Origin of the sequence: Janthinobacterium sp. 67, assembly GCF_002797895.1 — a bacterium.
In the GTDB taxonomy this organism is placed as follows: Bacteria; Pseudomonadota; Gammaproteobacteria; order Burkholderiales; family Burkholderiaceae_D; genus Janthinobacterium.
Genome location: NZ_PGES01000001.1, coordinates 4490088 through 4504545 on the forward strand (window position 1 = coordinate 4490088; position 14458 = coordinate 4504545).

Annotated in this window: 10 protein-coding genes; 6 read left to right on the forward strand and 4 right to left on the reverse strand. The window is 63.8% G+C overall.

From position 1 onward, the window contains the following. Positions 1 to 29: 29 nt before the first annotated feature. From CLU90_RS20160 to kefC, 6 genes are all read left to right on the forward strand, one after another. A complete protein-coding gene (locus CLU90_RS20160; RefSeq protein WP_100428791.1) occupies positions 30 to 1535 on the forward strand; it encodes a S41 family peptidase in 1506 nt (501 codons plus the stop codon). 163 nt (positions 1536 to 1698) lie between these two features. Then, positions 1699 to 4422, forward strand: coding sequence for a TonB-dependent receptor plug domain-containing protein (locus CLU90_RS20165; protein WP_092713593.1), 2724 nt, complete (start codon positions 1699 to 1701; stop codon positions 4420 to 4422). Between the two features lie 126 nt (positions 4423 to 4548). Continuing rightward, on the forward strand, positions 4549 to 6324 hold the full coding sequence (locus CLU90_RS20170; RefSeq protein ID WP_100428792.1) for a M14 family metallopeptidase: 1776 nt from the start codon (positions 4549 to 4551) through the stop codon (positions 6322 to 6324). A gap of 98 nt (positions 6325 to 6422) precedes the next feature. After that, a complete protein-coding gene (locus tag CLU90_RS20175) occupies positions 6423 to 7580 on the forward strand; it encodes an MGDG synthase family glycosyltransferase (protein ID WP_175539284.1) in 1158 nt (385 codons plus the stop codon). Positions 7581 to 7590: 10 nt separating this feature from the next. Then, entirely contained in the window at positions 7591 to 8169 is a 579-nt protein-coding gene (locus tag CLU90_RS20180; protein WP_232731276.1) for a tyrosine-protein phosphatase, read from the forward strand. Between the two features lie 62 nt (positions 8170 to 8231). Continuing rightward, positions 8232 to 10046, forward strand: coding sequence for a glutathione-regulated potassium-efflux system protein KefC (gene kefC, locus CLU90_RS20185; protein ID WP_100428793.1), 1815 nt, complete (start codon positions 8232 to 8234; stop codon positions 10044 to 10046). Positions 10047 to 10139: 93 nt separating this feature from the next. Here kefC and pepF read toward each other — a convergent pair whose 3' ends face one another. From pepF to CLU90_RS20205, 4 genes are all read right to left on the reverse strand, one after another. Beyond that, positions 10140 to 12008 (reverse strand): oligoendopeptidase F, encoded by a 1869-nt coding sequence (gene pepF, locus CLU90_RS20190; RefSeq protein ID WP_100428794.1) that lies wholly within the window; start codon positions 12006 to 12008, stop codon positions 10140 to 10142. Positions 12009 to 12187: 179 nt separating this feature from the next. Then, positions 12188 to 13141, reverse strand: a complete 954-nt coding sequence (ttcA, locus tag CLU90_RS20195) for a tRNA 2-thiocytidine(32) synthetase TtcA (protein WP_198511242.1) — start codon at positions 13139 to 13141, stop codon at positions 12188 to 12190. 5 nt (positions 13142 to 13146) lie between these two features. Further along, positions 13147 to 13545: a dihydroneopterin aldolase gene (locus CLU90_RS20200; RefSeq protein ID WP_100428795.1), complete on the reverse strand. Its 399-nt coding sequence runs from the start codon at positions 13543 to 13545 to the stop codon at positions 13147 to 13149. A gap of 53 nt (positions 13546 to 13598) precedes the next feature. Beyond that, positions 13599 to 14387, reverse strand: coding sequence for an SDR family oxidoreductase (locus CLU90_RS20205; RefSeq protein WP_100428796.1), 789 nt, complete (start codon positions 14385 to 14387; stop codon positions 13599 to 13601). Positions 14388 to 14458: the final 71 nt, after the last annotated feature.

The window sequence follows — 14458 nt, forward strand, 5'->3', positions numbered from 1 at the left end:
TTCGATAATTTCTTTATGGAAAGTTTCTCATGCATTCCCTGCGCCTTTGTTCCCTCGCCGTTCCCCTCGTCTTGATGTTGAGTGCCTGCGGTGGCGGCGGCAGCAGCGACAGCGCGCCCGTCGTGACGCCCGTGACGCCAACCGGGCCGACCGGACCCACGACGCTGGTCGCTTCGTCCACGGTCGCGAACCGTTGCGAGGCGCCGCGCAGCGGCAGCAGCATCGACAAGCCGGGTACCCTGCTCGATGAGCAGACGTGGGTGCGCAGCTGGGTCGATGAAACGTATCTGTGGTACCGCGAAGTGCCGACCACCTACCTGCCGCAAAGCTTTGCCACGGCCAAGGCGTATTTCGATGTGCTCAAAACAACGGCCACGACGGCGTCCGGCAAGCCGAAGGACCAGTTTCATTTCACCTACACGACGGCCGAATGGGAAGCCTCGCTCAATGGCGTGGAGCTGGGCTACGGCATGCTGCTGGCGCTGACGCGCACCACGCCGCCGCGCAAGGCCGTGGTCACGATCGTCGAGCCGGGCTCGCCGGCGGCACTGGCGGGCTTGCGGCGCGGCGACGAGCTGCAAGCGGTCGATGGCGTCGATTTCGTCAATGCCCCTGACGCTGCCAGCGTGAATATCATCAACGATGGCTTGTTCCCGCAAGCGCAAGGCACGCACACGCTGGCGTTCAGCCGCAACGGGACACCCATCTCCGTGCGCCTGCAGGCGGTGGAAGTGAACACCAGCGCCGTGCAAAACGAGCGCATCATCGACACGCCCACGGGCAAGGTGGGCTACCTGACCTTCAACACGCACAACAATGTGGCCGAACGCCAGCTGGTCGAGACCATGCGCCGCTTCCAGGCGGCCGGCATCAGCGATCTGGTGCTCGACGTGCGCTACAACGGCGGCGGCTACCTCGACGTCGCCAGCGAGCTCGCCTACATGATTGCTGGTCCGCAAATTACTGCCGGCAAGACCTTCGAGCAGGTGCTGGCCAATGACAAGACGCGGCCGGAAGCGCCCGTGCCATTCCATGCGCAAAGCCAGGGCTTTGCCGGGCCGAATCCCCTGCCCAAGGGGACGCTGTTGCCCTCGCTGGGCCTCAAGCGCGTGACTTTGCTGACCACGGGTAATACCTGCTCGGCCAGCGAAGCCATCATCAACGGCTTGCGCGGCGTGGACGTGCAGGTCAACCTGATCGGCGGCACGACGTGCGGCAAGCCCTATGGTTTCTATCCCACGCCGAACTGCGGCACCACGTATTTCGCCGTGCAGTTCCAGGGCGTCAATGCCAAGGGCTACGGCGACTTTGCCGATGGCATGGCGCCGACCTGCGACGTGACGGACGATTACCAGCACCAGCTGGGCGATCCGGCCGAAGGCAAGCTGGCCGCGGCGCTGCGCTACCGCAGCAGCGGCAGCTGCGCGCCCGCGACGGGGGCGATCAGGCTGTTGAGTTCGATGGAGAGTCCGGCCGACACGGCCGCGCGGCTGCTGCGCCCGGCCTACAAGGAAATTGCCATCATTCATCCGTAAAGCGCATGCTTCTGCCATGGGCCTGTCCATGCCCATGGCGTTTTCCTGCTCAAAAATCTTTCTATATAACAATTTTGGTATATAGAAAGATGAATCCATTCGTTCTGTAATTGCTGGCATCTTGATATCTTTCGCCTTCTCCCTAACCTTGAGAAGCGCAAAGATGCCTATACAATTCAAGTTACCACCGCTCACCATAGCCGTACTGGCCATCCTGGGCGGTTCCGCATGGCAGGCGCACGCGCAAACGCAAGCGCCCGCAGCGGATCAGCAGCCGGCGGCCACCCCGCCAGCCGTCGTGGTCACCGGTTCGCGGATTCCCCGCGCCAGCCTGGAGGGACCGTCGCCCGTGACCATCCTGACCGGCGATGAAATCACCAAGCAAGGCTACAAGAATGTCTATGATGCCCTGAGCAACCAAGTGCAGAACAGCGGTTTTACGCAAGGCGAAGACTTTGGCAACACGTTTACGCCATCGGCCAATACCATCAGCCTGCGCGGCCTGGGCCCGAACCACACCTTGATCCTGTTGAACGGCCGCCGCCTGGCCGACTTCCCCGTCGCCTATGAAGGCACGGTGAACTTCACCAACCTGGCGAATATCCCGTCGAGCATCGTCGACCGCATCGAAATTCTCAACGGCGGCGCTTCGGCCATCTATGGCTCCGACGCGATCGCCGGCGTGATCAACGTCATCCTGAAAAAACAGACGGAAGGCTTTGACGTCAACGTCAAGGCGGGCACCACCACGCGTGGTGGTGGCGGCAACCAGCGCGTGCAACTGACGGGCGGCGGCAATTTCGACAAGCTGCATACCCTGTTCAGCGTGGAACTGAGCCAGCGCGATCCGCTGTCGAGCCTGGAGCGTAACTTCATGTCCACCCGTTCGGGTACGCCGACGAACATCGCCTCGCGCCGCGCGGTGCAGGCGGGCACCTCCGGCACCTACGTGGACCTGGGTGACACTTGCAGCCAGTTCGGCGACCTGTTCGGCGGCAGCGTCGTCAAATACCAGGCGAAGAACGGCAGCTATTGCGCCAGCCCGAAAGTGGGCCCGACCTACTGGACCACGCAAACGAAGAACCGCAGCCAGAATGTGTTTGGCAGCGCCAATTACGAGCTGTCGCCGGAAACGACCCTGTTCGCCGACTTCCTGATCGGCAAGAACTCGACAGAGAACAATACGCGTGGCCCGACGTGGACGTCGTCGTCGACGGGCAGCAGCTATTTCAAGAACCAGAACACGGGCAAGTACGAGGCATGGACGCGCTATATCTCGCCCGAGGAAATGGGCGGCGTATCGCGCTACAACCGCAAGTGGGACGACCTGGCCACGGCCATCTCGCTGGGCGCCAAGGGCCGCATTCCCGGCACGTCGTCGTGGCAGTATGAAGCGAACTACAACGCGTCGCTGTACAAGAGCGAAAGCCATACGCCGCGCGCGCTGGCCAATATCGACAGCTTCTTCCTGGGCCCGAAACTGGGCGCGGACGCGAGTGGCGTACCCATTTATGCACCGGACCCCGCGCGCCTGTCGCGCCGCTTGAGCGCCGCCGAGTTCGACAGCATCACGGGCAATTCGGACAGCGACGACAAGGCCTGGACGAATACCCTGAGCCTGGCCACCAACGGCGACCTGTTCCAGCTGCCGGCCGGCGTGGCGAAGATCGCCACCATCGCCGAGGCGGGTAAGCAGGGCTTCAGCAACGTGCCCGATGCGCGCCTGAACGACGGTTATTTCAACGTCGCCACCAGGTCCGACGTCACGGCCGGCACGCGCACGCGCTACGCGCTGGGCGCCGAGATCAACCTGCCGCTGCACGAGAAGCTGACCGGTACCCTGGCCGGCCGTTATGACCGCTATAACTTTGCCGGCCGCAGCGATGGCAAGTTCACCTACAACGGCGGCCTGGAACTGCGTCCGACGCGCGAACTGCTGTTCCGCGCCAATTACGCCACCAGCTTCCGCGCGCCGGACATGAACTACATCTACAAGGCGCGCGGCACGGGCTACTATTCGAGCACCACCGACTACTACCGCTGCGGCGTCGCCGGACAGGCCATCGAGGACTGCGACTACGCGAACAAATCGCCGGGCGCCGACTATGTGCAGAACGGCAGCAAGGATCTGCAGTCGGAGAAGGGCAAGTCGTTCGGCGTGGGCGCCGTCTGGTCGCCAAGTTCCAATTTCGACGTTTCCGTTGATTACTGGAACATCAAGATCGACGACCTGGTGACCAACCTGAGCGCCGACAAGATATTGCGCGACGAAGCCGATTGCCGTCTGGGCAAGACCGACATCAACTCGCCGACCTGCGTCGACACCCTGAACCGCGTGGAACGCTTTGCGGCCAATGCGCTGAACCGTGCCGGCGAAATCAAGACCATTACGGTCAACCCGATCAACGCGGCCAAGAAAAGCACCAGCGGCGTCGATGTCAGCCTGAAATATCTGCTGCGCACGACGGACTACGGCCGCTTCGCCTTCAAGGCCAACTACGCCAAGGTGCTGAGCAAGAAATCGCAGCAGTTCGCGGGCGACGAAGAGATCGACGAGCTGAAGGACCTGAGCAGCACGGACTGGCCCGACAAGCTGAACCTGAGCGTCAACTGGAGCGCAGGCGACTGGTCGAATACCCTGCTGGTGACCCGTTACGGCAAGATCCCGAACGCTGCCGGCACGGCCTACCTGACGCCGACGGCCCTGGCCAACATCAGTACCGTGTACCGCATCAACGACCGCGCCACCCTGTCGCTGATCATCAACAACGTCCTCGATACGGTCAAGCGCGACAACAGCGGTGGCTGGCCGTACTACCCGGTCGGTAATTACAGCCCGCAAGGCCGCCAGGGCTGGGTCGAATTTAACTACCATTTCGGCTCGTAATTCACGTTTGCCGAAGCACAGCCGGGACAGCCAACGCTGTCCCGGCTTTTTTATTTTCCGGTGCGGTTTTACGCGCGCCACCGCCCTATAATTGCCCGCTTGTTCTCTCTCGATGGAGTTTGACCCATGCTACGCCACGCCCTGCTGTCCGCCACCTTGTTGTCCACCATTGCCTTGCCTGCGTACGCCGCCTCGCCGTTGAGCACGGTGGCCGAACGCTCCGGCTTTTTGCAGACGGGCCGTTATGCGGAAGTGGAAGCCTTGTGCCGCCAGTTCCAATCGCGCTATCCGAAGCAGGTGCGCTGCGTGGAATTCGGCCGTACGCCGGAAAACCGTCCCATGCTGGCGCTGGCCGTGTCCAATACGGGTGCCCTGACGCCGGCCGAAGCGGCGCGCCGCAAGCTGCCCGTGCTGCTGATACAGGGCGGCATCCATGCGGGCGAAATCGATGGCAAGGATGCGGGCTTCCTCGCGCTGCGCGAAGTATTGGAGGGCAAGGCGGCGCCCGGTGCGCTCGACAAGCAGGTGCTGCTGTTCGTGCCCGTGTTTAACGTCGACGGCCACGAACGCTTCGGCCAGTGGAACCGTCCGAACCAGCGCGGTCCCGTAGAAATGGGCTGGCGCAGCACGGCGCAAAACTACAATCTGAACCGTGAATACATGAAGGCCGATACGCCCGAGATGCAGCACATGCTGGCGCTGGTGAACGCCTGGGATCCGCTGGCCTATGTCGACCTGCACGTCACCGATGGCGCCCAGTTCGAACCCGATATCTCGATCCAGGTTGAACCCGTGCATGCGGGCGACGCGGCCTTGCGCGTGGCTGGCACGGCGCTGCGCGATCAGGTCCTGGCCGACCTGGCCAAGCAGGGTTCGGACCCGAAGCCGTTCTATATTTCGTTTGCCGAGAACGACAATCCGCAATCGGGCTTCGTCGATTCGGCGCCGAATCCGCGCTTCTCGCACGGCTATTTCCAGCTGCGCAACCGCTTCGGCATGCTGGTGGAAACCCATTCGTGGAAAGACTATCCGACCCGCGTGCGCATCACGCGCAACACCATCGTCTCGCTGCTGTCGCAGGTGGCGCAGCATGGCGCCCAGTGGCGGCAAACGGCGCTCGAGGCGGACGCGCGCGCCGCGCAGCTGGCCGGCACCACCTTGCCGCTCACGTATAAAACGACGGACAAGAGCCGCATGATCGCGTTTCGCGGCTATGCCTACACGCGCACGCCGTCCGAGGTGTCGGGCGCGCTGATGACGCGCTACGACGAAACCACCCCACAGATCTGGAACGTACCCCTGCGCGACGAGATCGTGCCCGACCTGCAGCAGGCCGCGCCCAAGGCCGGCTACCTGGTGCCGGCCGCGCAGGCGCAGATGGTGGCGGCCAAGCTGCGCCAGCATGGCGTGTCCTACCAGGTATTAGCTACCGCGCCGGGCAGGCTGCCGGTCGAAACCTTCCGCGCCACGGCCGTGAAATTCGGCGCGCAGTCGTTCGAGGGACGCCAGACGGCGGCCGTGCAGGGCGAGTGGCAGAAAGAGGAGCGCGTGGTCGCTGCGGGCGCGCTGTACGTGCCCATCAACCAGGCCAAGGCGCGCCTCGTCGTGGCCCTGCTCGAGCCGCGCGCGCCCGATTCCCTGCTGGCCTGGGGCAGTTTCAATACGGCCTTCGAGCGCAAGGAGTACATGGAAGAATACGTGGCCGAAGACGTGGCGCGCGCACAGCTGGCGGCCGACCCGGCGCTGGCGGCGCAGTTCCACGAAAAGCTGGCCAGCGATCCCGCGTTCGCCAGAGACCCGGCCGCGCGCCTGGAATTCTTCGCCCGCCGCCACGCTTCCTGGGATGAGCGCCTGAACCTGTATCCGGTGCTGCGCACGGATGTCGCGCCGGTACTGAAGTAAGACAAGCCGCGCGGCCTTGTGCATTTGTAAAGTGCGCGGTGCGGCACAATGATATTGTGCCAGCTTCCCCAACCCGGCTTCCATTGGAGCACCAGCGCATGCCGCAGCAAACACCGAAAAAAATTCTCCTCCTGAGCGTCTCGGCCGGCGCCGGCCACATGCGCGCGGCGCAAGCCATCGAGGCGCATGCGGCGCGCGATGACGGCGCAGGTCCTGCGGCGCTGGCCCTGCATCTCGACGTGATGGATTTTGTGACGCCCGCCTTCCGCAAGCTGTACACGGATTTTTATATCAAGCTGGTCAACAAGGCGCCCGCGCTGTGGGGCTATCTGTACCATGCCACCCATGACGCGCCCAAGGATAGCTCGATGCAGCGATTGCGCCGCGGCGTCGAGCGCCTCAACACGCGCGCGCTGATGACGCGGATCGCCGCCTTCCAGCCGGACGCCATCATCTGCACGCATTTCCTGCCGGCCGAACTGCTGTCGCGCGCACTGCGCCAGCGGCAATTGGCTTGCCCCGTGTGGGTGCAGGTCACCGATTTCGACCTGCATCGCATGTGGGTGCACGAACACATGCAAGGCTATTTCGCCGCCACCGACGAAGTGGCATTCCGCATGCGCCACGAAGGCATCCCCGCCGAGCGTATCCACGTGACGGGCATTCCCATCATGCCCGCGTTCGCGCAAGCGCCCGGACGCGTGCAAAGCGCGCAGGCGTTTGGCCTCGACCCGCGGCGCACGACGATCTTGCTGATGGGCGGCGGAGCGGGCCTGGGCAGCCTCGAGACGGTGGCCGCGCGCCTGCTGGCGCTGCCAGGCGACTTCCAGCTGATCGTGCTGGCGGGGAAAAACGCCGCCGCGCTGGCGGCGCTGCAGGCGCTGGCCGGCCAGTATCCGGGCCGCCTGCTGGCGCAAGGCTTTACCGGCGAAGTCGAGCGCCTGATGGCGTGCGCCGATCTGGTGATCACCAAGCCCGGTGGCCTGACCACGTCCGAATGCCTGGCCCTGGGCTTGCCGATGATCGTCAACTCGCCGATACCCGGCCAGGAAGAGCGCAATGCCGACTACCTGCTGGAGCAGGGCGTGGCCCTGAAGGCATTCGATGCCGTCACCCTGGAATACCGCGTGCGCCTGTTGCTCGATCATCCCGGGCAGTTGCAAGCCATGCGCGCCAAGGCGCTGGCCCTGGGCCGCCCACGCGCCGCCCTGGACGTACTGGGACAGGTGCTGCGCACTGGTGCCGTTCTTCGTTAACAAGGAAGCCATGATGCTGCATGAAGTACTTTTGATTCTTGCCCTGGGGCTGGCCGCCGCGCCAGCCGGCGCGCAGACGGCGGCAACGCCGGAACGCCACGCGGACTGGGCCACGCCGCTGCCGCAGGTGTCGAACCTGCACCAGGTCACCCCCCTCCTGTACCGCAGCGCCAGGCTCGATAGTCGCGACGTGGCCCAGCTGCAGGCGCTGGGCGTGAAGACGGTGATCAGCCTGCGCTCCTTCCATTCCGACACGCAGGTACTCGAAGGCAGCGGCATCCGCGCCGTGCGCATCCCCATCAATACCTGGGCCATCCGCGACAAGCACGTGATCGACACCATGCGCAGCATCCGCGCGGCAGAGCAGCAGGGACCCGTGCTGCTGCATTGCCTGCACGGCGCCGATCGCACGGGCATGATGGCCGCCATGTACCGCATGCTGTACCAGGGCTGGCCGCGCGAGAAGGCGATCGACGAACTGAAAAATGGCGGATACGGCTATCACGCCGTGTGGAAAAATATCGAAAGCTACCTCAAACGCGTAAATGTCGACGAGATACGTGCGCGCATCGACGCTCCGCAGACCTGATCCCCGCTGGCGCGCCACTTCAGGCATGATTGCGATTCCAATCACGTTTTTCCGGAATCCGCATGGAACACCACAGCTTTCTCATCAACATACTGTTTTACCTGGTCGCCGCCATCATCATGGTGCCGCTGGCCAAGCGCCTGGGCATGGGCGCCGTGCTGGGCTACCTGGTGGCCGGCGTCGTCATCGGACCGTGGGGCCTGGGCCTGATCAAGAATGTCGAGGTGATCCTCAGCTTTTCCGAATTCGGCGTGGTGCTGCTGCTGTTCCTGATCGGCCTGGAGCTCGAACCGAAGCGATTGTGGCTGCTGCGCCGGCCCATCTTCGGCTGGGGCGGGGCGCAGGTGGGCGTCGTCAGCGCGGGACTGTGCGCCGTGGCCATGGCCTTCGGCGTGGACTGGCGCACGGCGCTGGTGGGGGCGCTGGGGCTGTCGCTGTCGTCGACGGCCATCGTGCTGGCCACCCTGGGTGAACGAAAATTGATGAGCACGCCGGCCGGTTCCGCCGGCTTTTCGATTCTGCTGTTCCAGGATATCGCCGCCATTCCCATGATCGCGCTGGTGCCGCTGCTGGGCGGCCTCGTCACGCACAGCGGCGAGCCGGGCTGGCTGCGCGTAGCCAAGCTGGCCGCCGTGCTGGCGGCGCTGGTGATCGGCGGGCGTTTCCTCGTGAACCCCATCCTGCGTTTCATCGCCAGGACGGATTTGCGCGAAATCTTCACGGCCTTCGCCCTGCTGCTGGTGATCGCCATCTGCGTGCTGATGGAATCGGTGGGCCTGTCGATGGCGCTGGGTACCTTCATGGCGGGCGTGCTGCTGGCCGATTCCGAATACCGGCATGAGCTGATCAGCGATCTGGAACCGTTCAAGGGCCTGTTATTGGGCCTGTTCTTCATCGCCGTGGGCATGTCCGTCGATTTCGGCGTGCTGCGCGCCCAGCCCTTGCTGATCCTGGCCCTGGTGGCGGGGCTGCTGGTGGTGAAAATCGCCTTGCTGTACCTGCTGTCGAAGTTCGTCGACATTCCCCGCGGCCAGCAGCTGTTCTTTGCGCTGCTGCTGTCGCAGGGCGGCGAATTCGCCTTCGTCGTGTTTGCCGCCGCCGAGGCCGCGCACGTGTTTGCGCCGGAGACGGCCGCGCTGCTCGTCGTGGTGGTGACCCTGTCGATGGTGGCCACGCCCTTGCTGCTGCTGGCGCATGACAAATTTGTCGCGCCGCGCCTGCAAGGCGAAAAGAAGCGCCGTCCCGACGATCATATCGAGGCGCAGGACAATCCCATCGTCATCGCCGGCTTCGGCCGTTTCGGCCAGATCATCGGCCGCCTGCTGGCGGCCAACAAGATCGGCGTGACGGTGCTCGACCACGACCCGGACCAGATCGAGCTGCTGCGCAAGTTCGGTTTTAAAGTGTTTTATGGCGACGCCACGCGCGTGGATTTATTGGTGGCGGCCGGCATCGAAAAGGCGAAGGCGCTGGTGATCGCCATCGACAACGTGGACGACAGCCTGGCGCTGGTCGACGCCGTGCGCCTGCGCCTGCCCGAACTGACGATACTGGCGCGCGCGCGCAACGTCACGCATTACTATGAACTGATGAAGCGGGGCGTGACCCTGATCGAGCGCGAGACGTTTGCGGCGGCCCTGCTGCTGGGCGAACAGACCTTGCAGCAGGTGGGCTTCAGCGCGGAGCGGGCGCAGCGCGCGGCCGGCATCTTTGGCCGGCATAACCTGAAGACCTTGCTGGAAGTGGCGCCGCACTTCCAGGACCAGCAAAAAGTCATGTCCCTCACGCGCCAGGCGCGCGAGGAGCTGGAAGACATGTTCGAGAGCGATGCGGCGGCGTTTGCGGCGGCGGAAGTGGAAAACGGTAGGTCGGATTAGCGGTGAATCCGCGTAATCCGACACCTTGTTGGCGTTATTGGTGGTGTCGGCTTACGCGCTTTGCGCTAAGCCGACCTACGGTTGGCCTCAGCTTTATTTACCCCGGCGACTCTCAATCGCCTCGATCTGGTCCATGATGCCGTTCATGCGGGCTACCAGCGCCTGGTACGGTTTCGGCGAGGCCAGGTCGACGCCGGCCGCCTTCACGAGATCGTACGGGTAGGCCGAGCCGCCCGCACCGAGCATCTTCAGGTAGGCGGCCAGCGCGCCCGGTTCCTTGTCGAGGATGCGCTGCGCGAAATCCTGCGCCGCCGCGATCGAGGTGGCGTACTGGAACACATAAAAGCCGTGATAGAAATGCGGCACGTAGGCCCATTCCAGCGCGTAGGCGGGATCGATGGTCATGACGCCTTGCGCTTCGCCGTGGTAGCGCTTGAGGATGCCGGCATAGATGGCCGTGATCTCTTCGCCCGTCAGCGATTCTCCCTGGTCCACCTTGCCGTGGATGGCCGCCTCGAATTCGGCGAACATGGCCTGGCGGAAGAAGGTGCCGCGCAGGTTTTCCAGCGCCGCGCCCAGGTACAGCAGGCGTTCGTCGTCATCCTTGGCCTGCTTCAGGCGCGCGTCGAGCAGCAGCGCCTCGTTCGTCGTCGAGGCGATTTCCGCGACGAAGATGCTGTATGGCGCATAGATCGACGGCTGCGCCTTGTTGGCCAGCACCGAGTGCATGGCGTGGCCCCATTCGTGCGTCAGGGTGCTGACGGCTTCGTAATTGTCCGTGTAATTGAGCAGCACGAACGGATGCACGTCGTACGCGTCGCCATTCATGTAGGCGCCCGCCACCTTGCGCGGGCGCGGATACACATCCATCCAGCGCGCGTCCACCGCGGCGCTCAATGTCTTGACGTAGTCGGGGCCCAGCGGCGCGGCGGAGTCGAGCATCATCTGCTTGCCTTCGGCCAGCGGAAACGTGCGATCGCTTTTGAGCAGCGGCGCATAGATGTCGTAGTAGGCCAGGTCCTTGACGCCCAGCATGCGCGCGCGCAGCTTGAAGTAGCGGTGCAGGGTGGGCAGGTTGGCGTTGGTCTGGGCGATCAGGGTCTGGTAGACGGCCGGCGGCAAATGGTCGGCGTCGAGCGCGGCGCTTTGCGAGTCGGGATAGCGGCGCACTTTTGCATACGCGGCGTCCGTCTTCAGCTGGCCGTACAGGGTTTCGCCGAACGTGCGTTCATATTCCTTCCACTTGCCGAAGAAGGCGTCGAATACCAGCTTGCGGTCCGCGCGATTGTCGTCGTCGCGGTACTTGGTATAGGCCGCCTGGTCGAGGCGTACTTCCTTGCCGTCCGATAATTTGACTGTTGGCCACGGGATTTCCGCATTGGCCAGGGTGCGGTAGACGCTGGCGGCCGAGCCAGCCGCCAGGCCGAACTGCGCCACCAGCTGTTCGCCGGCCGCGTCGAGCGTATGCGGCGCGCTGCGCAGCATGTTACTCAGTTGAAAGCGGTACAGTTGCAAGCCCTTGTCCTTCGCCAGCATGGCGTCGATGCGCCTGCTGCCCAGGGCGAGGATTTCGGGCTGCAGAAAGGTCGTCGCCTGGGCGAAGTCGTTGCCCAGCAGGGCGGCGCGCTGGTTCAGCTGGTTGCCCTTGCTGTCGCCCGTATCCTGGTCGTAATACTGCGCCGCATAGGTGGTCAGCGTGTTGACGCGCTTGCGCGCATCGGCGTACAGGTCCAGGCAGCCTTTCAGGCGGGTGCCCAATTGCCCCTTGCAGGCGCCCAGTTGCTGCAGCTGGGCCGCCAGCTTTTTCGCGTCGGCGTCAAACGCGGCGTCGTTTTGATACAGCGCCGTCAAATCCCAGCGGTCGGGCTGGCGGTCGGTGGGCGCAGGGGCGGCAGAGGCGGTGGCAAGGCTGAAGACCAGCAGGGAGAACAGCAGGGGGCGCTTGAGCGCGGATGGCGTCATGGTTCATTCCAGTGAGGTTGTCGGAAGAATGCGTGCTGACCGCCGGGCAGGAATGCGCGCGTGACACATCGCGTACCGGCAGAGCTGACTACGGTACATCAAATGGACGCTGGGGGAAAGAGAGGGATGCCGCCACCTGGGCGGTGGCGGCGAAACAACAGGAGCTTGCAACAGGAGGATTACAGCGGCTGCAGCGGAATCGTGCCGAACGTGGTCGGCGTCGAGCATGGCTCTTCGTCGAAGGCGATGTCGCCCATGGGGTTGGCCACGCCATCGGCCTTCAAGTCCTTGAAGCCGAACAGTTTCGGGTCCATCAAATGCGACGGCGCCACGTTCGACAGGGCCGAGAAGATGCTTTCCACGCGGCCGGGGAATTTCTTGTCCCATTCGCGCATCAGGCCCTTGATCTGCTTGCGCTGCAGGTTTTCCTGCGAACCGCACAGGTCGCACGGGATGATGGGGAAGCCCTTCACTTCCGCATAGCGCTGCGTGTCCTCTTCCTTCACGTAGGCCATCGGACGGATGACGATGTGCTTGCCGTCGTCCGATTGCAGCTTGGCCGGCATGCCTTTCAGTTTGCCGCCGAAGAACATATTCAGGAAGAACGTTTCCAGGATGTCGTCGCGGTGGTGGCCCAGGGCGATCTTGTTGGCGCCCAGCTCGTCGGCCACGCGGTACAGGATGCCGCGGCGCAGGCGCGAGCACAGCGAACACGTCGTCTTGCCTTCCGGGATCAAACGCTTGACGATGCTGTAGGTATCCTGGTTTTCGATGTGGAAAGCCACGCCCAATTCCGTCAGGTAGGCGGGCAGGATTTCCGGCGGGAAGTTCGGCTGCTTCTGGTCCAGGTTGACGGCGACGATATCGAAGTGAATCGGCGCGCGTTCGCGCAAGGTCATCAAAATGTCCAGCAGCGCATAGCTATCCTTGCCGCCCGACAGGCACACCATCACCTTGTCGCCGTCTTCGATCATGTTGAAGTCGCCGATGGCCTGGCCCACCAGGCGGCACAGGCGCTTGTGCAGCTTGTTGTTTTCCAGGGCGATCTTTTCCGCCTTCTTGCGCGCCAGTTTCTGCGCTTCCACGTTGGCCGGAATTTCCACGGCGGTTTCCATGACTGCGGTATCGTTCATATTGCTCATACTTCATCCTTGATCTTGAATACTTCCACGCCCACGCCTTCGCAGTCGGGATACACGTCCGGTTTCATCGACGACACGCGCGCGGCGCGCACGCGCGGGTGCGCCAGCATGGCGGCGAGCACGTCGTCGACGAGGCTTTCCTGCAGCTGCACATGGCCTAGGGCCATGCGCCTGGCGATGGTTTCGCGCATGAAGTCGTAGTCGACCACCTCTTCCAGCTGGTCATCCTTCGGCGTCGACAGGGCCAGGGGAATGTACAGGTCGACGTTGATGAGGACGCGCTGCTCGCCCTTTTTCTCGAAGTCGTAGACACCGATGTTGATGAGGACTTCGTAATTGCGCAGGAACAGCCGGCGGCAATCGGCCAGGCGAGGGTGGGACAGGGCGGACGACATAGTTTTACCTTTTAGGGGATGCTGGAATGCTGGTTGTTTGGTGTGGCTGCTGATTATTTGGTCAAAAACATGACGTCGCGCGGCAAACCGATCAGATGCTGGCCGCCATCGACCAGCAGGGTCGTGCCCGTCAGCGCGCGCGCGCCGGCCACGTAACAGACGCTGTCGGCCACATCCTCGGGCGTGCTGGAGCGGCCCAGCGGCGTGTTTTCATGCGCCTTGGCAAAGTTCGCTTCCGTCTGCTCGCCGGAAACCATGGTGATGCCGGGGGCGATGCCCACCACGCGCACTTTCGGCGCCAGCGCCTGGGCCAGCATGGTGGTCGCCGACAGCAGCGCCGCCTTGGACAGGGTGTACGACAAAAAATCAGGATTGAGATTGTACAGTTTTTGATCCAGCAAGTTGATGACCACGGCCTGGCCGCCTGCCGGGGTGGCCTGGTACAGCGCTTGCGCCAGCAGGATGGGGGCGGCCAGGTTGGCGTGCATGTGGGCGTCGAGCGCGGCGACGGAAAAATCGCCGGCATTGTCGTATGCAAACAACGATGCGTTGTTGACGACACAAGTCACTGGCCCCAGCGCCGCCTGCACCTGCGGCAGCAACTGGCGCACGGCCGCTTCCTGCGCCAGGTCGCAGGGGAACGCTTGCGCGCGGCGGCCCAGCGCCGTGATTTCCGCCACCAGGCTCTGCGCTTCCTCGCGCGAGTCGCGGTAATGGACGGCGATATCCCAGCCGTCGCGCGCCAGGCCCAGCGCGATGGCGCGGCCGATGCGGCGCGCCGCGCCCGTGACGAGGGCGACGCGGGGAGTGCTGTCGAATGGCGTTGTCGTTGCTTCTGTCATGTCTTTGCTATGGTTGAGATATTCGGTGGACGCCACACTGGCGGCATGCGCCGCCGATTCGCTACAATGCG

Excerpts from the sequence above, each read along its gene's own strand:
- CLU90_RS20160 (WP_100428791.1), top strand. The coding sequence starts at position 30 with ATGCATTCCCTGCGCCTTTGTTCCCTCGCCGTTCCCCTCGTCTTGATG.
- CLU90_RS20165 (WP_092713593.1), top strand. The coding sequence starts at position 1,699 with ATGCCTATACAATTCAAGTTACCACCGCTCACCATAGCCGTACTGGCC.
- CLU90_RS20170 (WP_100428792.1), top strand. The coding sequence starts at position 4,549 with ATGCTACGCCACGCCCTGCTGTCCGCCACCTTGTTGTCCACCATTGCC.
- CLU90_RS20175 (WP_175539284.1), top strand. The coding sequence starts at position 6,423 with ATGCCGCAGCAAACACCGAAAAAAATTCTCCTCCTGAGCGTCTCGGCC.
- CLU90_RS20180 (WP_232731276.1), top strand. The coding sequence starts at position 7,591 with ATGATGCTGCATGAAGTACTTTTGATTCTTGCCCTGGGGCTGGCCGCC.
- kefC (WP_100428793.1), top strand. The coding sequence starts at position 8,232 with ATGGAACACCACAGCTTTCTCATCAACATACTGTTTTACCTGGTCGCC.
- pepF (WP_100428794.1), bottom strand. The coding sequence starts at position 12,008 with ATGACGCCATCCGCGCTCAAGCGCCCCCTGCTGTTCTCCCTGCTGGTC.
- ttcA (WP_198511242.1), bottom strand. The coding sequence starts at position 13,141 with ATGAACGATACCGCAGTCATGGAAACCGCCGTGGAAATTCCGGCCAAC.
- CLU90_RS20200 (WP_100428795.1), bottom strand. The coding sequence starts at position 13,545 with ATGTCGTCCGCCCTGTCCCACCCTCGCCTGGCCGATTGCCGCCGGCTG.
- CLU90_RS20205 (WP_100428796.1), bottom strand. The coding sequence starts at position 14,387 with ATGACAGAAGCAACGACAACGCCATTCGACAGCACTCCCCGCGTCGCC.